16 protein-coding genes are annotated in these 19,225 nt (G+C 65.5%); 8 read left to right on the top strand and 8 right to left on the bottom strand.

Annotated features, from left to right (window positions below; all coding sequences use genetic code 11):
- The first annotated feature begins 69 nt into the window (after positions 1–69).
- The 3 genes from AKG11_RS08145 (at position 70) to rnd (ending at position 4,017) form a co-directional block, all read left to right on the top strand.
- Positions 70–1,305, top strand: coding sequence for an MFS transporter (locus tag AKG11_RS08145; protein ID WP_050743511.1), 1,236 nt, complete (start codon positions 70–72; stop codon positions 1,303–1,305).
- 84 nt (positions 1,306–1,389) lie between these two features.
- Entirely contained in the window at positions 1,390–2,775 is a 1,386-nt protein-coding gene (locus tag AKG11_RS08140; protein WP_050743510.1) for a multicopper oxidase family protein, read from the top strand.
- A 96-nt stretch (positions 2,776–2,871) separates the two neighbouring features.
- On the top strand, positions 2,872–4,017 hold the full coding sequence (gene rnd, locus AKG11_RS08135) for a ribonuclease D (protein ID WP_050743597.1): 1,146 nt from the start codon (positions 2,872–2,874) through the stop codon (positions 4,015–4,017).
- 103 nt (positions 4,018–4,120) lie between these two features.
- On the opposite strand, the gene AKG11_RS08130 is transcribed toward rnd, so the two are convergent.
- A complete protein-coding gene (locus tag AKG11_RS08130) occupies positions 4,121–4,528 on the bottom strand; it encodes a DUF2000 family protein (RefSeq protein ID WP_023515247.1) in 408 nt (135 codons plus the stop codon).
- Between AKG11_RS08130 and AKG11_RS08125 the strand changes: the two genes are divergently transcribed.
- Both AKG11_RS08125 and AKG11_RS08120 read left to right on the top strand, forming a co-directional pair.
- Positions 4,527–5,417, top strand: a complete 891-nt coding sequence (locus tag AKG11_RS08125) for an AraC family transcriptional regulator (protein ID WP_082342371.1) — start codon at positions 4,527–4,529, stop codon at positions 5,415–5,417. The genes AKG11_RS08130 and AKG11_RS08125 overlap by 2 nt on opposite strands.
- 107 nt (positions 5,418–5,524) lie before the next feature.
- Complete coding sequence (locus AKG11_RS08120; protein WP_050743509.1) at positions 5,525–6,883, top strand: esterase-like activity of phytase family protein; 1,359 nt, start codon at positions 5,525–5,527, stop codon at positions 6,881–6,883.
- 44 nt (positions 6,884–6,927) lie between these two features.
- On the opposite strand, the gene AKG11_RS08115 is transcribed toward AKG11_RS08120, so the two are convergent.
- The 5 genes from AKG11_RS08115 to AKG11_RS08095 all read right to left on the bottom strand — a co-directional run bounded on the left by AKG11_RS08115 (position 6,928) and on the right by AKG11_RS08095 (position 13,302).
- On the bottom strand, positions 6,928–7,512 hold the full coding sequence (locus AKG11_RS08115) for a DUF922 domain-containing Zn-dependent protease (RefSeq protein WP_050743508.1): 585 nt from the start codon (positions 7,510–7,512) through the stop codon (positions 6,928–6,930).
- An 8-nt stretch (positions 7,513–7,520) separates the two neighbouring features.
- Positions 7,521–9,041, bottom strand: a complete 1,521-nt coding sequence (locus AKG11_RS08110) for a Ppx/GppA family phosphatase (RefSeq protein WP_023515251.1) — start codon at positions 9,039–9,041, stop codon at positions 7,521–7,523.
- An 11-nt stretch (positions 9,042–9,052) separates the two neighbouring features.
- Entirely contained in the window at positions 9,053–11,269 is a 2,217-nt protein-coding gene (locus AKG11_RS08105) for an RNA degradosome polyphosphate kinase (protein WP_024270861.1), read from the bottom strand.
- Positions 11,270–11,409: 140 nt separating this feature from the next.
- Positions 11,410–12,105, bottom strand: a complete 696-nt coding sequence (hdaA, locus tag AKG11_RS08100; RefSeq protein WP_050743507.1) for a DnaA regulatory inactivator HdaA — start codon at positions 12,103–12,105, stop codon at positions 11,410–11,412.
- A 78-nt stretch (positions 12,106–12,183) separates the two neighbouring features.
- Entirely contained in the window at positions 12,184–13,302 is a 1,119-nt protein-coding gene (locus AKG11_RS08095) for an AI-2E family transporter (RefSeq protein ID WP_023515515.1), read from the bottom strand.
- A gap of 378 nt (positions 13,303–13,680) precedes the next feature.
- Between AKG11_RS08095 and purM the strand changes: the two genes are divergently transcribed.
- Complete coding sequence (purM, locus tag AKG11_RS08085) at positions 13,681–14,754, top strand: phosphoribosylformylglycinamidine cyclo-ligase (protein WP_050743505.1); 1,074 nt, start codon at positions 13,681–13,683, stop codon at positions 14,752–14,754.
- Complete coding sequence (purN, locus tag AKG11_RS08080; protein ID WP_023515071.1) at positions 14,751–15,416, top strand: phosphoribosylglycinamide formyltransferase; 666 nt, start codon at positions 14,751–14,753, stop codon at positions 15,414–15,416. Before purM ends, purN begins: the two co-directional genes overlap by 4 nt.
- Positions 15,417–15,581: 165 nt before the next feature.
- Here purN and AKG11_RS08075 read toward each other — a convergent pair whose 3' ends face one another.
- Positions 15,582–16,358, bottom strand: a complete 777-nt coding sequence (locus AKG11_RS08075; protein WP_023515072.1) for a L,D-transpeptidase — start codon at positions 16,356–16,358, stop codon at positions 15,582–15,584.
- 270 nt (positions 16,359–16,628) lie between these two features.
- Between AKG11_RS08075 and AKG11_RS08070 the strand changes: the two genes are divergently transcribed.
- Positions 16,629–17,588 carry a glutathione S-transferase family protein gene (locus tag AKG11_RS08070; protein WP_023515073.1) on the top strand — a complete coding sequence of 320 codons (960 nt, stop codon included), beginning with the start codon at positions 16,629–16,631 and terminating at the stop codon, positions 17,586–17,588.
- Here the strand turns inward: AKG11_RS08070 and AKG11_RS08065 are convergent.
- A complete protein-coding gene (locus AKG11_RS08065; protein WP_023515074.1) occupies positions 17,585–19,210 on the bottom strand; it encodes a cisplatin damage response ATP-dependent DNA ligase in 1,626 nt (541 codons plus the stop codon). The genes AKG11_RS08070 and AKG11_RS08065 overlap by 4 nt on opposite strands.
- Positions 19,211–19,225: the final 15 nt, after the last annotated feature.

Genomic DNA, 19,225 nt, shown 5'->3' with positions numbered 1-19,225 from the left:
TGCATACAATTTCCGCGCCCGCCCCGCTTTCCCTCTCCCATTCAGGAAATCCTTCGCCATAGTGGCCGCATGTCCACGATTCGCCCCCTGATTCCCCTTCTCGTCACCGCAGGCATCCTGATCGGAGGGAACGGGCTGCAGGGTACGTTCATCGCGCTGCGCGCCTCGCAGGAAGGCTTTTCCACCTCGGTCATCGGCTTCGTCGGCGCGGGCTATTCCATCGGGTTTGCCATCGGCTGCATCTATGTGACACGCGTCCTGCGCGCCATCGGCCATATCCGCACCTTCTCCGCCATGGCGGCCATCGCCTCTGCCTCGGCGATCGCCATGCTCCTGGTCGTCGACCCGATCTTCTGGTTCGCCATGCGGCTCGTCGCCGGCATCTGTTTCGCCAGCCTCTTCGCCACCGTCGAGAGCTGGCTGAACGCCGCCGTCACCAATGCCAACCGGGCGCGCACCCTCTCGATCTACCGTCTCGTCGACCTCGGCTCCGTGACGGCGGCACAGTATCTCATCCCGGGCATCGGCATCGGCGGCTTCGAGCTCTTCGCCATCGTCGCCATGTCGCTGTCGCTGTCGCTGGTGCCGATCTCGCTTGCCGACCGCTCCAGCCCGACGGTGCCCGAGGCGATCCGCTTCGACGTCAAGAAGCTCTGGAACATCTCGCCGCTGGCGACCGTCGGCTGCATCGTCGTCGGCCTCACCAATGCGGCCTTCCGCAATCTCGGGCCGATCTACGCCCACGACATCGGCCTGACGGTGACGGCGATCGCCAGCTTCATGAGCGCCGGCATCGTCGGCGGCGTGGTGCTGCAATATCCGCTCGGCCTCTATTCCGACCGGCTCGACCGGCGCCTGATCATCCTCATCGCCACCTTCGGTTCGGCACTTGCCGCGCTCTACCTCGCCATCTTCGCCGGCGGCGACGAACTGAAGAACCTTGTCGGCATCTTCGTCTTCGGCGCGTTCGCCATGCCGCTCTATTCGCTCTGCTCCGCCCATGCCAACGACCATGCGGGCGAAGGCGAACATGCGCTGGTTTCCGCCGGCATGCTGTTCTTCTGGTCCTGCGGGGCGATCATCGGCCCGCTCTTCGCCTCGGTTCTGCTGCAGTTCTTCGGCCCGCAGGCGCTGTTCCTCTACACCGCCGTCATCCTCGTCGCCTTCATGGCCTATACGGCGCTGCGCATGAGCGCCCGCCCGGCCGTGCCCGCCGGCGCGCGGCGCAGCCGCTTCCGCAACCTCCTGCGCACCTCCTTCTTCTTCAACAAGCTCGCCGACAAGGACCGCAACGGCGAGCCCTGAGCCTGCGGCAATGTGGTCGAGCGGCACTTATTGCTGAGCCATGCCCTCAGGTTTAGAAGCAAGGGACGCACCGGAGGGACTGCCATGCTGACACGCCGCACGCTGATGAAGGGCGCACTCGTCGCCGGGGCCTATGCCGGCGGCGTCGGGCTGGCCGGCCGCTATGGCGGGCTGGCGAAGGCTGCGGCGTCGACAACGCTCGTCGCCCGCCCCGGCGAGGCGATGCTCACCGGCAAGGGCCCGACCAGGGGCGTCATGACCTATGGCGATGCCGAGATTCCACCGGTGCTGCGCATGCGGCGCGGCGAAGCCTTTGCGCTGCGCCTCGACAACAGGCTCGACGAGCCGACGACGATCCACTGGCACGGGCTTCGCATCGACAACAAGATGGACGGCGTGCCCTTCCTGACCCAGCCCTATGTCTATGGCGGCGACGGGTTCGACTATGCCTTCACCCCGCCCGATGCCGGCACCTTCTGGTACCATCCCCACTGCAACACGCTGGAACAGATGGGCCGCGGCCTTGCCGGGCTCATCGTGGTGGAGGACCCGGCAGATCCGGTCTTCGACGCCGAGATCGTGCTCAACCTGCGCGACTGGCGGCTCGGCGGCGACGGCCAGTTCATCGCCCAGTTCAAGCCGCGCGATGCCGCCCGGGCCGGCACCTTCGGCACGGTGCGCACCGCCAACTGGCGGCAGTCGCCGCAATATGACGCGCCGGCCGGCGGCCTCGTGCGCCTGCGCCTTGCCGCGACCGACGTCACCCGCATCCTTGCGCTCCAGGTGGAAGGCGCGGAGGCCACGGTCATCGCCCTCGACGGCAATCCGGCGGCGACGCGCTTTGCGCTCGACCATCTGCTGATCGGCCCCGGCCAGCGGCTCGATCTCGCGCTGCGCATGCCCGACATGGAAGGCGCCGTCGCGGCGCTGAAGGACCTGCGCGGCACGAAGCCGGCAACGCTCGCCACCTTCCGCGCCACCGGCGCCTCGCTGAAGCGCGACGCGCGCGACCTGCCGTTGCTTTCGCAAAATCCGCTGCCCGAGCCGGACCTTTCCGCCGCCACCGAAATCCCCTTCATCCTCAGCGCCTCGGCGGAGGAGCGGCCGAAGGACGGCATCTGCGGCTCGCTCGGCTACAATTTCTGGGCCATCAACAAGGTGCCGTGGGCGGACGACACGGGCGACCCGACCGCCCCGCTCGCCGAGATGAAGGCGGGCCGGACCTATATCTTCAATGTCGAGAACCCGACGCCGCAGGTCCACCCCCTCCACCTGCACGGCCTCGTCTTCCGGCCGATGAATTCCAACAAGCAGGCGATCCGCCCGCATTTTTCCGACACCTACCTTATCCTGCCGGACGAGAAGGTGCAGCTCGCCCTCGTCGCCGACAATCCGGGCGACTGGGTGTTTCATTGCCACATCATCGAGCACCAGAAGACCGGCATGACGAGCTATGTGCGGGTGACCTGACATCCGGAGGGCCAAGTTTTCGATTGTGGCAAAACCGTGGAACGTCTAAAGCTGCCCGATCCAAGAACGAGAAAGTCCGCCCGAGCCGCTATGCAGATCATCGAGACCACCGCAGCCCTTGCCGAAGCCTGTGAGACACTCGCCCGGTCCGAGTATCTGACCATCGACACGGAGTTCCTGCGGGAAACCACCTTCTGGCCGGAACTCTGCCTGATCCAGCTGGCGGGACCAGAGATCGAGGTGATCGTCGATCCGCTGGCCAAGGGTCTCGACCTCGCCCCCTTCTTCGCCCTGATGGCGAACCCGGCGGTGCTGAAGGTGTTCCATGCCGCCCGACAGGACATCGAGATCATCGTCAACCGCGGCGACCTCATTCCGCATCCGATCTTCGACACGCAGGTTGCCGCCATGGTCTGCGGCTTCGGCGACAGCGTGTCCTACGACCAGCTCGTCCAGAAGATCAAGAGCGTGCATATCGACAAGTCCTCGCGCTTCACCGACTGGAGCCGCCGGCCGCTCACCGAAAAGCAGCTCGAATATGCGCTGGCCGACGTGACGCACCTGCGCGACGTCTATCTCGCACTCAAGGAGAAGCTGGAGGCCGCCGGCCGCTCGCTGTGGCTGACCGAGGAAATGGCGGTCCTGGAATCGCGCGAGACCTACGACCTGCATCCGGACGACGCCTGGAAGCGGCTGAAGATGCGCGTCAAGAAGCCGATCGAGCTGGCCGTGCTGCAGAAGGTCGCCGCCTGGCGCGAGCGCGAGGCGCGCGGCCGCAACGTGCCGCGGTCGCGCATCCTGAAGGACGACACGATCTACGAGATCGCCCAGCAGCAGCCGGCCGATGCCGAGGCGCTGGCGCGCCTGCGTACCATTCCCAAGGGCTGGGAGCGCTCGCAATCGGGTGCCGCCCTGCTGGAGGCCATCACCGAGGCGCTCGCCATTCCGAAGACCGACCTGCCGCGCCTGCCCCGACAGGCCCACGTGCCGGAGGGGGCTGCCGCGGCCAGCGAAATGCTGAAGGTGCTCCTGAAGATCGTCTCGGAGAAGGAAGGCGTCGCCGCCAAGATCATCGCCAACAGCGACGATCTGGAAAAGATCGCCGTCGACGGCGAGAAGGCCGAGGTCGCCGCCCTCTCCGGCTGGCGCCGCGAGCTCTTCGGCGAAACAGCCCTCAACCTCATCACCGGCAAGGTGGCACTGCGCTTCGTCGACAAGAAGATCGAGGCGGTCGCGCTTTAGCGCATTTCCAGCCGAAGCGAGATCGCTTCGGCGTCGGACAATGCGGTAAAAACAAGAATCCAGGACATTTCCGGTGAACCGGAGTTCGCCGGAAATGCCCCAGTCAGGCGTGCAGCTTCGCTCCCTTGGTGATGCGGTCGACCGTCTTCTTGTCGGCGTGCACCGCGATGCCGACGACCTTGGCGTCGGCGGGCCCAAATTCTGAAAAGACGGCGCGGTTGGCGGCGTCGTGGCCGGTCGCAAACATTTCCTCGATATAGACGGAGGCCGGGACGTCGCGTTCCAGCGCCCGGGCATGGATCTTCGACAGCGTCGTTCCGTCCCCCGACAACACGATGACCGGCTGCACGCTCAGCGCATTGTAGACATTGCCGGCCGCATCGCGATAAGCTTCGCCGATCAGCTCCGGTTTCCGGCCGATGACGCCGCCGGACAGGAAGGCGGTCACGTTCAGCTTCTGCCAGACCTCCAGGTCCTCGCGCAGGACAATGGCGAACTTGGTATCGAACATGCAGGTATACTCCCGGGAAGAGGCTGCGGACCATTCCGCGGCCAATGCGATAGCAGGCGCGGTCGAAGGCCCGCTTGAACGTTCGTGCACGGAAAGGGACCGCATCCTCGTGGCGCCGGAACTCGCCGGCATCGAACGCATCGAGGCGCGCTTCCACGGCAAGGGCTTCGAGCCGCACCGGCACGACACCTATGCGCTCGGCGTCACAATGGCCGGCGTCCAGACCTTCTCCTACCGCGGCGAGGCCCGCTTCAGTCCGCCCGGCAACGTGATCGTGCTGCATCCCGACGAGATGCATGACGGGGGCGCGGCCACCGAGGACGGCCTCACCTACCGCATGATCTACATCCCGCCGGAGCGCTTCCTGCCTGCGACCGCCGCACGCGGGCGCTCGCTGCCCTTCGTCGCCGCGCCCGTCATTGACGATCCGAAGCTGGCGGGCCTGCTGCTGGACGCCATCGGCAGCATGGATGCGGCAATCGAACCGCTGAAGCTCGACGAGCTGCTGGGAGAAATCGCCGGCCTTCTGCTCGACCATGCCGGCGCGCCGCAGGCGAAGATGGGCCGGCTCGCCCATCCGGAGGTGCGTCGGGCCTGCGATTTCCTCAGGGAAAACCTTTCCCGGCAGGTGAACTCCGCGGAGCTCGAACAGGTGACCGGACTGGACCGCTTCGCGCTGTCCCGGCAGTTCCGCCAGCTGCTCGGCACCAGCCCGCACCGTTATCTCGTCATGCGCCGGCTGGAGCGGGCAAAAACCCTGATCGCTGCGGGGGAAAGCATCGCCGAAGCCGCCTTTGCCAGCGGCTTTGCCGACCAGGCGCATCTCAACCGCCACTTCAAGAAGGCGCTCGGCATGACGCCCGGCCGCTTTGCGGCGCTCGCCGTCTGATCCCAGAAATCCCCCGGACCGTCACGAAAGCGACAAGCAACTGTCAAGCAGCAGTCATGTGCGCCCCCTATCAACGGCCTCGTTTTGCCAACCCGATGGGGATATTCATGACCAGACATCTTTTTTCGACCGCCGCGCTCGCACTCCTGATGGCAACCGCCGCCGGGGCCAGCGACAAGGAATTTCCGGCCACGCTGAAGGCCCATGCGATCCTGCCGGCCAACACGATCATCGCCGCCCCGGCCGATGCCGCCACCTATCTGAAGACCTCGGGCAAGTTCACCACCGCCGACCGCAAGCGCACCGAGGCGCTCGGCACCGTCATGGGCAAGGACGGCGTGCGCGAGACCGGCCTGTCGCTGCCCTTCAACGGCCAGCCGATGCAGGGTTTCTCCGGCATCAAGGCCATGGAGGACGGCTCGTTCTGGACGCTTTCCGACAACGGCTTCGGCAACAAGATGAACTCCACCGACGCCATGCTGATGCTGCACAATGTGCGCTTCGACTGGGACAAGGGCACGATGGAGCCGGTCAAGACCGTCTTCCTCTCGGACCCGGATAAAAAAGCGCCGTTCCCGATCGTCATGGAAGGCGCTGAAAAGCGCTATCTGACGGGCGGCGACTTCGACGTCGAATCCATCCAGCCGGTTGCCGACGGCTTCTGGGTCGGCGAGGAATTCGGCCCCTACATCCTGAAATTCGACCTCGACGGCAAGCTCACCGACGTGATCGCCACCGAAGTGGACGGCAAGCCGGTCACCTCGCCGGACAATGCGACGCTCGCCGTGCAGGCCGATCCCACCAAGAAGATGCCGGCCTTCAACCTGAAGCGTTCCGGCGGCTATGAGGGCCTGGCGCTCTCCAAGGACGGCACGAAGCTCTACGGCCTCCTGGAAGGCCCGATCTGGGTGGACAGCGAGAGCGTCGAGCAGGCGGACGGACGGCCTGCGCTGCGCATCATCGAGCTCGACGTCGCCTCCAGGGCGTGGACGGGCCGCAGTTGGCTCTATCCGCTCGCCGAGGGCGGCGAGGCGATCGGCGACTTCAACATGCTGGACGAAACGACCGCGCTGGTGATCGAACGCGACAACGGCGTCGGCACTGCGGACAAGGCCTGCGCCGACGCCAAGGACCCCAAGCCCGGCTGCTTTGCCACCGCCTCGAAGGTCAAGCGCATCTACAAGATCGCCATGACCGACGAGAACGCCGGCAAGGCCGTGCGCAAGATCGGCTATATCGACCTCCTGAAGATCGCCGACCCCGACAACAGGAAGCGCCAGGGCGGCGGCGAAGGCTTCTACGACATGCCGTTCCTGACGATCGAGAATGTCGACCGCATCGACGAGACCCACATCATCGTCGGCAACGACAACAACCTGCCCTTCTCCGCCGGCCGCGCCCTCGACAAGGCCGACGACAACGAGTTCGTGCTCATCGAAGCGGGCGACCTGCTGAAGGCCGAGTGAACATCTGCGGCGGCGCCTCCGGGCGCCGCTGCTCCCCTTGATGTCTAGCGCGGATCGACCAGTTGCAGGATGAGCTGGTGGACGTTGCCACCGTCGTTGAGTTCGACCTGGTCGAAGTCGCGGCTGCGGGTGCGCTGGGCCTGGGAGAGTTCGCCGAGCTTTGCCTGAAGCTGCGGGCGGATCTTCTGGCAATTGGGATCGTTTTCGACCGTCATGCCGACACTCGCCGCCTCGATCTCCTTCACCATGTCCCTGATGAAATCCCCATGCACCTTCTCATGGGCGGTCACGCCGGCAATGAAAGTATCCCAGCGGCTCTTCAGCGGCTCGGAGAGCTTCGTCTTCAGCTTGGGCAGCGTATAGGTGATGATCAGCTTCGGCCTGTTGACCGTGATGGTGCAGGCATTGCCCTGGCGCTCGTACTTGCGCGTCCAGGTAAGCTTGAAGCCGGTATGGGCGATGACGCGGGCAACGCCGAGCTTCGGGCCGCGCGCGCCGATCGACTGGTAGATCTCGAGCCCCGTCGAACCCGCGACGCTGTAGGGCTCGACGCGCTCGACCGCCTGCCATTCCTGCGCAGCCGCGCTTGCGGCAAAGAACAGGGCTGAAAGAAGGGTCAGGGCTCTCATCGCGGGCCTCACAGGAACCGGAAGGCGAGCTTCCTGCCCGTCAGCTTGGCAAGCTGCTGGAGGCGGCCGTCGAGCCGTTCGCCGGCAAGCTCGGAAAAATCGGCGGGCACGACGAATTCGAGGTCGGTATCCGGCGCGCTCGACTTGCGGATGGAAAGGTGCGGCACGACGCCGGGCATGGAGGCCGAGAACGGGTAGACGATCCGCAGCAGGGCACCGACGAGTTTCGCCAGCTCACGCAGCCGGGGCGTGGCGATCGCGGCCAGCGAACTGCTGACGGCATCGTCGTTCAGGCCTTCGAAGCGGTAGTAGTTGGTGAGTGCGATGAAGGCGCGGCCCGGATGGGTGATGCCGATGAAGGTGCCGTGTGCGATGAGGTTCAGCGCCTGCAGGCCGCGATAATCGGGATGGGCGCGCCAGCTGATATCGGCAAGCAGGCAGGCGGCCTCGCGGTAGCGGCGCTCCTCCTCCGTTTCGGTGATGCCGAAGAACGGCATCATGCGGCCGGTCCATTCGGCAAGCTCGCGGGCATGTTCCGGCGAGCGGGCGCGCAGGATGGCAAGCTCGCCGGCGGCGGCAAGCAGTGGATCGCGCCCCTTTTCCCGGTCGGGCAAGAGCGAATAGAGAAAACCTTCGCGCACGCCCTGCGCGGAGAAGAAGACCCGGGAGGGCTTCATCAGCGCGATCGTCTCCTGCAGGGCGACGGCGCCGAAGGGAAGCAGGTTGCGGCGGCCCTTGGAGATCGCCGCATAGGCGGCGTCCTTCTGATCCTTGGCCGTCACGATGTCCGTCAGGAAATCCATGGCATCGGCAAAGCCGAGCTCATAGCCCTGGATCATGTGCAGCGGATAGTTCTGCACCTCCATGTGCAGGGCGCCGATGGCGCGCCAGGTGCCGCCGACGGCATAGAAGGCGCGGCCGGTGCCGTTCTTCAGGAGGTTGGCGGTGCGAAGGTACTTGCGCGCGACGATACGGGCCTGGGCGGTCGAGCCGCCGGAGGCTTCCGAGAGGCGGATGCCGCCAAGCGGCAGCGTGATGCCGCGGCCGATCATGGCGCCCGCCACGTCGACCAGCTCCAGCGAGCCGCCGCCAAGGTCGCCGACGATGCCGTCGGGATCGTGAAAACCGCTGACGATGCCGAGCGCGGAAAAATAGGCCTCTTCCTCGCCGGTGAGGACGCGGATCTTCTGGCCGAGGATGAGCTGCGCCTGGTGGATGAAATCCGGACCGTTTTCCGCCTCGCGCGCCGCGGCGGTCGCCAGCGCGAACATGGTGGAGGCGCGTGCCTGCCAGGAGAGCGCCTTGAAGCGATGAAGGGCGGCAAGCGCCCGCTCGACGCTGGCGGGATCCATGCGACCGGTCTTGGCAAGACCCTTGCCGAGGCCGCACATGACCTTCTCGTTGAACAGGATGGCCGGCGAACGGCTCATGCCCTCGTAGATCACGAGGCGAATCGAGTTCGAACCGATATCCACGACTGACACCGGGGCAATTCCAGGCAAACGCCCCTGGGCTTCAGACTCAACCATGCATATCCAGTTTACTTCTTACGGCGGCCTTTCCAGCCCGCGATCGCCTTCGGTGCCGAGGACTTCAGAGCTTCACCCCGGCCGGACAGGCTGGGGTTGGTCATGAAGTAGTGCTGAGCGTTGAACGGCTCGGCACCGGGCTGCACTTCCATGCGCCGGGACGTTCCGTCCGCAAGAATCTCGTAGCTCTGCTGGTTATCGATGAGATTGCCCAACATGATCTGCGAGAGAACCTGCTCATGCACCGTCCGGTTGATCAAAGGCACGAGTGTCTCGACTCGCCGGTCCAGGTTTCGCGGCATCATGTCCGCGGAGCTTATATAGACCAGCGCCTTGTCCGAGGGAAGCCCGTGGCCGTTGCCGAAGCAGAAGATGCGGGAATGTTCGAGGAAGCGGCCGACGATGGATTTGACATGGATGTTGTCGGAAAGGCCGGGAACCTGCGGGCGCAGGCAGCAGATACCGCGCACGACGAGATCCACCTCCACGCCCGCCTGGCTCGCGCGATAGAGCGCGTCGATGATGTCGGGATCGACCAGTGAATTCATCTTCATCCAGATGGCCGCCGGAGCGCCGTTCCTGGCATGCGCAATCTCCTCCTCGATATGGCGGAGAATGCGCGGGCGCAGCGTATAGGGCGAGAAAGCGAGCTTCATGCCGGCTTCGGGCTCGCCGTAGCCGGTGATGAAGTTGAAGATGTTCGCCATGTCGTTGGCGATCGTCGGGTTACAGGTGAAGAAGGAAAGATCCGTATAGATCTTCGCGGTGATCGGATGGTAGTTGCCGGTGCCGAGGTGGCAATAGGTGCGAAGCTTGCCCTCCTCGCGGCGCACGACCATCGACATCTTGGAATGGGTCTTCAGTTCGATGAAGCCGAAGACGACCTGCACGCCGGCGCGTTCGAGGTCGCGCGCCCAGCGGATGTTGGCTTCCTCGTCGAAGCGGGCCTTCAGTTCCACCAGCGCCGTCACCGACTTGCCGGCCTCGGCGGCGTCGATCAGCGCGCGCACGATCGGGCTGTCGTTGGAGGTGCGGTAGAGCGTCTGCTTTATCGCCAGAACGTCAGGATCGCGCGCAGCCTGGAGAAGGAACTGGACCACCACGTCGAAGCTTTCGTAGGGGTGGTGGACGACCATGTCCTTTTCGCGGATGGCGGCGAAGCAGTCTCCGGCGTGCTCTCGGACGCGTTCGGGAAATCGGGCATTGTAGGGCTCGAACCGAAGGTCGTTGCGCGGCGCCTTGGCGATTTCCGACAGCGTGTTGAGGGCGAGAAGGCCGGGCAGAACGGCGACACGGTTGTCCGGCACGTTGAGTTCGCCGACGACGAAGCGGCGCAGCGATTCGGGCATTTCCGAATCGGTCTCGATGCGGATCACCGAGCCGCGACGGCGGCGCTTCAGCGCCGTCTCGAAGAAGCGCACGAGATCTTCGGCCTCTTCCTCCACTTCGATATCGCTGTCCCGGATGATGCGGAAGGTGCCCGAGCCGCGCACGATGTAGCCGGGGAAGAGCCTTCCGATAAAGAGGCCGACCGCGTCCTCCAGCGTGATGTAGCGGATCGCGCCCTTGGCGTCGGGCAGGCGGATGAAGCGGTCGAGCGCGACCGGCAGGCGCAGGAGCGCCGTCATCGGCTCCTTGCCCGTCGTGCTTTCCAGCTGCAGGCCGATCGAGAAGCCCAGATTGGGGATGAAGGGGAACGGATGGGCCGGGTCGATCGACAGCGGCGTCAGAACCGGGAAGATCGACTGGGTGAATTCCTGCTGCAGCCAGACCTTGTCGTCGCTCGACAGCCCGGTCGGGCGCACGATCAGGATGTCTTCCTTGGCGAGATACTGCTGGAGCACGGCAAGCGAGGCCTGCTGCTCCATCTGGAGATTGTCGATCTCCTTGAGGATGTCGTCGAGCTGTTCGGCCGAAGTCTTGCCGTCGGGGCTGCGGATGCCGACGCCTTGGCGCACCTGGCCCTCGAGTCCGGCGACACGCACCATGAAGAATTCGTCGAGGTTGCCCGCCGAGATCGACAGGAAACGCACGCGCTCCAGCAGCGGATGGGCGGTGTTCAGCGTTTCCTCGAGGACGCGGCGATTGAACTGCAGCCAGGAGAATTCACGGTTGATGAAGCGTTCGGGGCTTGCCATCAAGGCTTCGACATCGACGGTCGCGCCTTCCGGCGGCGGCACCTGCTCGACGGGCTTTTCCTGCGCATGTTCCGAAGTCGCTGTATCCATTGGAGAGTCCGCCCCACTTTGCCGCCGGATCGGCCGCATGCTTGCCACGCGGGTTCGGACGGAAACCGATTTCCACTTTTCCCCGAACCGCTTAGCGTAGTTTGACGACGGAACTGTGACAGTCAATCCGGCAGGCCGGTTTAGCCGGCGAAATCCTCGCCCCCGGTCATGTCGCCGAGCACCTCCTGCGCCAGCGCGCGGGTGATCCGGCTGCCGCGGGCAAGCGCCAGCCGGTCGAGGCGCTCGACGAGCGTCTGGGCGGCCTCCAGCGAGCGTTCCATGCGGGCGACGATATAGGCCACAAGCCTTTCATCGACGAAGAGCTGACGGTCGGCGAAGAGCTTTATGATGACCTGCGAGAGCAGTTCGTCGTCCGGCTCGCCGATCTCGACCACCGTGGCGGCCTTCAGGCGCGAGCGCAGGTCCGCCAGCTCGACCGGCCAGGACATCGGCCAGAGCCGGCTGGTGATCATCAGCGTATGGCCGTTCTGGCGCACATTGTTGATGATGTGGAAGAGCGTGCGGTCGTCGAAACCGGCCCGGTCGGCGTCCTCGATCAGCACCGGCCCGCGCTCGGCGGCTTCCTCGGCGCCCCTGCCCGCCTTCGCCTCGATGATCTCGGCCCCCGCCTTCTCGCGCCAGATGGCCGCGAGATGCGATTTTCCCGAGCCGACGGGACCGGCGATCACGACGACCGGCGAGGGCCAGTGCGGCCAGGCGTCGATCATCGTCACGGCGGCATTGACCGGCTCGGCGAGCAAAAGGTCGTCGCGCCCCGTCGCGGGGTCGTGCCCGAAGGCCAGCGGCAATTGTTCGGCGGTCTTGCGCGATGTCATGGTGCTACTCGGTACTAACTCTTCGTTCTGGCGCAAGTCCGGGCAAGACTGCTCCCCTTGGGGCAGCCGCGCCATCGGTCAACCCTCGGGCGTGCTCTCTTCGAGCAGGACGGGTTTGCTCGCGCCGTAGTAAAGGTCGCTGTCAAGGTAACGCTGCAGGCCGAAGCGGACAAGCACGCCGACGGCCGCAGCTGCCGGCACCGCGATCATCAGGCCGACGAAGCCGAAGAGCGCGCCGAAGGCGACCAGCGCGAACATCAGCCAGACCGGATGCAGGCCGACGCGTGAACCGACGAGCTTGGGCTGCAGGATGTTGCCCTCGATGAACTGGCCGGCGAAGAAGATGACGGCGATGAGCACCACCATCCAGTAGTCCGGCCAGAACTGCACGACGGCAACCCCCACCGCCAGCACCAGGCCGACCAGCGAGCCGACATAGGGAATGAAGCTGATGAGGCCGGCGAAGAGGCCGATCAGCAGGCCAAAATTGAGGCCGGCAAAGGACAGCCCGATGCCGTAGAACAGGCCGAGGATGATGCAGATAGAACCCTGCCCGCGCACGAAGCCGGCAATCGCCGCGTCCATTTCGGTCGCGATCTGACGCACGTTGGCGACGTGGTCGCGCGGTACCCAGCTGTCCACCTTGGCGATCATGCGGTCCCAGTCGAGCAGGAGATAGAAGGCAACGACGGGCGTGATGACCAGAAGCGAGACGATGTTGACCAGCGCCATGCCGGAGTTCCAGACCTGCTTGAACACCGTGCCGAGGAAACCCGCGCCTTCGGCGAGGATGGAGGAAAAGCTCTGCTTGATCGTGCCCATCTGGCTGCTGATCCAGGTGGGCAGCAGGTCGGGATTGAAGCTCGCCACCAGCTCCTGCAACTGCGTGACGTAGCCCGGCAGCTTCTCCAGGAAATCCGCCGCCTGCGTGGCCAGCAGCGGGATGACGATCATCAGCGACAGCGCGAAGAGGATGACGAAGGCGACGAGGATGACCACCGTCGCCATCAGCCGGCTGAGGCCCCAGCGCTCCAGCCGGTCGGCGACCGGATCGAGGAAATAGGCGAGCGCCATGCCGGCGATGAAGGGCAGCAGGATATCGCTGAACACGAGGAGGAAGAGGAGGAAGAAGGCGAGCGCGATGAGCCAGAAGACCACCTGCCGCTTCAGTCCCGCACCGCTGATATGGGCTGCCATCGCGTTTCTTCCTCGTGTTTTGCCGCAATGCATGAGGAGATAGGATGCGGGCATGAGAAAGGTCAAGGCTCGGTGGGGTGATGGGGGAATGGCGTTTGTCCTCAATTTTCCCTTCATCCGGCCTGCCGGCCACCTTCTCCCCGCAAGCGGGGCGAAGGAAATGTGCCGCGCCGTTTTCCCCTATTTCCACATCATGCGGGGCAGGTCCGCTCTCCCCGCCTGCGGGGAGAGGGCTAGGGTGAGGGGCAAGCAGCGCCGCCATCCCTGCAAACCGGTGAAAAAATCCCTGCATTCCCGGCATTCTGCTTGCACTTCATCCCCCGTCATGCCAATCGGGCGCGACAAGCCTCAAGCGGGCCTCAAGCCGGAGACGTGAGCATGAGCCAGTCGGAAAAGAACGGTCTGACCTATAGCGACGCGGGCGTCGACATCGACGCGGGCAACCTGATGGTCGAGAAGATCAAGCCGGCCGTGCGCTCGACGCGCCGCCCGGGCGCGGATGGCGAGATCGGCGGCTTCGGCGGCCTGTTCGACCTCAAGGCCGCCGGGTTCAAGGATCCGGTCCTCGTTGCCGCCAATGACGGCGTCGGCACCAAGCTGAAGATCGCCATCGACGCCGACAGGCACGACACGGTCGGCATCGACCTCGTTGCCATGTGCGTCAACGATCTTGTCGTCCAGGGCGCCGAACCCCTCTTCTTCCTCGACTATTTCGCCACCGGCAAGCTCGACCCCGACCAGGGCGCCGCAATCGTCGAAGGCATCGCCGAAGGCTGCCGGCAGGCCGGCTGCGCGCTCATCGGCGGCGAGACGGCGGAAATGCCGGGCATGTATTCGCATGGGGACTATGACCTCGCGGGCTTTGCCGTCGGCGCGGCCGAGCGTGGCAAGCTGCTGCCCTCGGGCGACATCGCCGAAGGCGACGTCATCCTCGGCCTCGCCTCCTCGGGCGTGCATTCCAACGGCTATTCGCTGGTGCGCAAGATCGTGACGCTCTCGGGCCTCGCCTGGGATGCGCCCGCCCCGTTCGACACCGCAAAGAGCCTCGGCGAGGCGCTGCTGACGCCGACGAAGATCTATGTGAAGCCGCTCCTGAAAGCGATCCGCGAGACGGGATCCATCAAGGCGCTGGCGCATATCACCGGCGGCGGTTTTCCGGAGAACATTCCGCGCGTGCTGCCGAAGCACCTTGCCGCCGAGATCGACCTTGCCGCCGTCAAGGCGCCGGCCGTGTTCTCGTGGCTGGCGAAAACGGGCGGCGTGGCGGCCACGGAAATGCTGCGCACCTTCAACTGCGGCGTCGGCATGATCGCCGTTGTACCCGCCGACAAGGCCGACGCGGTTATCGCTGTCCTCGCCCGCGAGGGTGAAACCGCCTTCCGTCTCGGCCGCATGGTCGCGCGCGAAGAGGGCGCCGCCGGCACGATCTACAAGGGCACGCTCGCCCTATGAGCGGATCCCGCAAGCGCGTCGTCGCCTTCATTTCGGGCGGCGGCTCCAACATGCTGGCTCTGGCGAAGGCCGCGGAGGCCCCGGATTTCCCGGCCGAGATCGTCGCCGTCTTCTCCGACAAGGCGGAGGCCGGCGGCCTGGCCAAGGCCGAGGCGCTGGGCATCGCGACCCGCACCTTCCTGCGCAAGGACTATGCCAGCAAGGACGCGCACGAGGCCGCCATTCTGGAAGCGCTCGAGACGCTCTCGCCCGATCTCATCTGCCTTGCCGGCTACATGCGCCTCATCTCCGGCGCCTTCGTCAACCGGTATGAAGGCCGTATCCTCAACATCCACCCATCCCTGCTGCCGCTCTTCCCCGGCCTCCACACGCACCAGCGCGCCATCGACGCCGGCATGCGCGTCGCCGGCTGCACGGTGCATTTCGTGACCGAAGGCATGGATGAAGGCCCGGTCGTCGTACAGGCCGCCGTGCCGGTGCTGCCGGGCGACACGTCCGACACGCTCGCCGCACGGGTGCTGACGGTGGAGCACCGCAGCTATCCGCTCGCGCTGCGGCTCGTTGCCGAGGGCAAGGTACGCATGGAGGGCGGCAAGGCCGTTTCCGCCGGTGACCTGCCGCAGATCGACGGCGCGCACCTGATCTCGCCGGCGGCGGTTTAACGCCGTCCTGCGGTTGCTTTCTCCTGCCCGTTCATTCGGGCGGGCTTGCCCTACCCACCAGCGCCATCCTCGGGCTCGCCCCGTAGATCCATCACCGCACCGGAGTGTGGATGGTCGGGTCAGGCCCGACCATGACGAAGGAGGTTGGCGGGGAACGGTTTGCGCTCAGATCACCAGGATCGGCGCCTTGCCCTTCACGCGATCGTAGAGATCCATCACATCCTGGTTGAGCATGCGTACGCAGCCGGAGGACACGGCCTTGCCGATGGATTTCCATTCCGGCGAACCGTGCAGGCGATAGAGCGTGTCCTCACCGTTCTGGAAGATGTAGAGGGCGCGCGCGCCGAGCGGGTTGTTGAGGCCGCCGGGCATACCGCCATTGGCGGCGGAGTATTTGACGAGTTCCGGCTGGCGCGCGACCATCTCGTCCGGCGGCGTCCATTTCGGCCAGGCCTGCTTCCACTGGATAACGCCGCGGCCCGACCAGGAAAAACCCTGCCGGCCGATGCCGACGCCGTAGCGCATGGCGCGGCCGTTCGGCTGGATGAGGTAGAGGAAGCGGTTGCCCGTATCGACGATGATCGTGCCCGGCCGCTCGCCGAACGGGCTCTCGACCTCCTGGCGGTAATAACGCGCGTCGATCTGCTGGTAGGGCACCGCCGGCACCTGATAACCCCCGTCGGAGACCGGGGCGTAGATCGCGGCGTACCGGGAGGATTCGGGCAACAGGCCCGATGGCGGCGTCTGGCCGTAGATGCTGGTCGGCTGCCTGCCGTCGATATATTCCGGCCGGCCTTCGAGCGCGGGATTGCGGAAATAGGGCCGTGTCTCCTCGCGGAACCGGTCGGTGTTCATCGAGGATGTGCAGCCCGCAAGCCCCGTCGCCATGGCAAGGCCGGAGAACTGCAGAAAACGGCGGCGGGAGAGCGCGGTGTCGGTCATGGAGATCGTCAAATCCGTTGTGCGGAAACGTAGAATGGGGCGAGAGGCTGAATCACTAACTAACAAGCGGCAAATTAGGTCCATAACCCTGCCGCAATTGTGGCAGTTGCGGCTGACCTCAGGCTTGCGCGCCCGCTTTTCGCCGCGCTGTCGCCGCCCGGCCACGGCGGACCCGGTTTGTGAACGCTGTGTCAATCACCGGACGAATTGCCGTTTTCGCGCGCGCGGACTATCCCGGATGGCAACTTCAACCGAAACGAGGGTGGCACGATGCTTGTCAACGGCAAATGGACGGAAGACTGGCAACCCGTCCAGGCAAAGGACGCCAAGGGCGGCTTCGTGCGGCAGGTTTCAAGCTTCCGCAACTGGGTGACGCCCGACGGCAGCGCCGGCCCGACGGGCGACGGCGGCTTTGCGGCCGAGGCCGGGCGCTACCAGCTCTATGTCGCGCTGATCTGCCCGTGGGCCTCGCGCACGCTGATCACCCGCAAGCTGAAGAAGCTCGACGACGTGATTTCCGTCTCGGTCGTCGAGCCGGCGCTGTCCGCCCAGGGCTGGCGCTTCGGCGACTATCCCGGCGCGAACCGCGACGACCTCAACGGCGCGACCTACATGCACGAGCTCTACACCCGCGCCGCGCCGACCTTTACCGGCCGCGCCACCGTGCCGGTGCTCTGGGACAAGGCATCGAAAACGATCGTCAACAACGAATCCGCCGACATCATACGCATGCTGAACAGCGGTTTCGGCGCGCTGGCGGACGAAAGCGTCGACCTTTATCCCGAAGCCCTGCGCGGCGAGATCGACACGCTCAACGAACGCATCTATCCCGCGCTCAACAACGGCGTCTACCGCGCCGGCTTCGCCACCACGCAGGCCGCCTACGAGGAGGCCTTCGACGGCGTCTTTTCGATGCTGGACGAATTGGAGGCACGCCTTGCCGCCGGCGGGCCGTTCCTCACCGGCACGACCTTCACCGAGGCCGACACCCGCCTCTTCGTCACCCTCATCCGCTTCGACGCCGCCTATTTCGGCCTCTTCAAGTGCAACCGCCGGCAGCTTGCCGACTATCCGGCGCTCTCGGCCTATACGAAGCGCGTGCTCGACCTCCCCGGCGTGCGCGAGACGGTCAGCATCGACCACATCAAGCACGGCTATTATTCGATCAAGACGCTGAACCCGAGCGGCATCGTGCCGCTCGGACCAGATCTTTCGGCACTGGGGCTTTAAGCCTCCTTCGCCTCCACCATCGCCATCAGCGTCTCCAGCCGGTCGGCGTCGGCGGGCAGCTTGTCCTGTCGCAGGCGGGCGATGCGGGGGAAGCGCATGGCGACGCCGGATTTGTGGCGGGTGGAACGGTTGATGCCTTCGAAGGCGACCTCCAGCACGAAGCCGTAGCCGGGCTCGGCCCGGACGGCGCGCACGGGGCCGAAGCGGTCTGTCGTGTTGTTGCGCACATAACGGTCGAGCACGTCGAGCTCGGCATCGGTGAAGCCGAAATAGGCCTTGCCGACGGGAACCAGCATGGGGCCTTCCGGACCATCGGTCCAGACGCCGAAGGTGAAATCGGAATAGTAGCTCGACCGTTTGCCGTGGCCGCGCTGGGCATACATCATGACGGCGTCGATGTTGAAGGGATCGCGCTTCCACTTGAACCACGGACCCTTCATGCGGCCGGCCTGATAGGCGCTGTCGAGCCGCTTGAGCATCACCCCTTCGATGACCGGATCGGGCGGATCGCGGCGGATTTTCTCCAGTTCCTCCCAGGAGGTGAACGGGACCAGCGGCGAGAGGTCGAACCGGTCGTGCGGCGCCCTTTCGATGATCGCGCCGAGGCGGGCGCGGCGAGCGGAAAAGCCTTCGGGACGCACATCCCCGTCGCCGTCGAAGAGCACGTCATAGGCCCGCACGAAGGCGGGATAGTCTTCCAGCATGCGCGCGGTGACGGTTTTCCGGTTGAGGCGCTGCTGGAGGTCGGAAAAGGTGCGCGTCGGGCTGTTCGTGCGCGCCGTGCCGCCGACCAGCAGCTCGCCATCCACCACGCCCTCGAAGTTGATCGCGTCGAGCACATCGGGAAAGGCGGCGGAGATATCATCGCCGGAGCGGGAATAGAGGCGGCGCGTGCTGCCGGCCGCGGAGAGTTGCACGCGAATGCCGTCCCATTTCCACTCGGCGGCAAAATCCGCGGGATCGAGCGTGTCGAGGTCCCCCTCGCCCACGGGATTGGCGAGCATGACGGAATGGAAGATGGCGGGCGTTGCGAGCACCGGGCGCTCCGCCCTTCCCTCCAGCCAGGCGAAGAGCGGCTCATAGGGCGGCGCAAGCCCGTGCCACAGCGTCTCGATCTCGGCGACATCCTTGCCCGAGAAATCGGCGAGCGCCTGCTTGGCGAGGCGGGCGGAGACGCCGATGCGCAGGCCGCCGGTCGCCAGCTTCAGGAAGGCGAAGCGGGCGGAGGGATCGAGCCGATCGAGAAGATCGCGCACGGCGCCGCGTACCTCCGTGCGGCCGAGCCCGTTCATGCGCGCGACGACCGTACCGAGCCGGGGCTGTGTTTCGTCCGGCACCCGCTCCTTGCGCTCCTGGTCCCAGACGAGCGCGATGGTTTCCGCGAGGTCGCCGACATAGTCGTAGGAATAGCGGAAGAGCACCTCATCCATCCGCTCCAGCACGAGTTCGCGCAGGAGCGCCGGCTTGACGCTTTTCAGGTCCAGCGTGCCGGCAAGGGCGGCAAGGCCGTAGCCGCGATCGGGATCAGGCGTATCGCGGAAGTAGTCGGCAAGCAGCGTGAGCTTGCCGCCCCGCGACGGGGTGAGAACGAGGCGGTCGAGGAGTGTGGCGAAGGCTCTCATGGATGACCTTTCGCG

This window comes from Shinella sp. SUS2 (assembly GCF_001262505.1).
Classification (GTDB): domain Bacteria; phylum Pseudomonadota; class Alphaproteobacteria; order Rhizobiales; family Rhizobiaceae; genus Shinella.
This window is presented reverse-complemented; position numbering and strand designations above follow the sequence as displayed.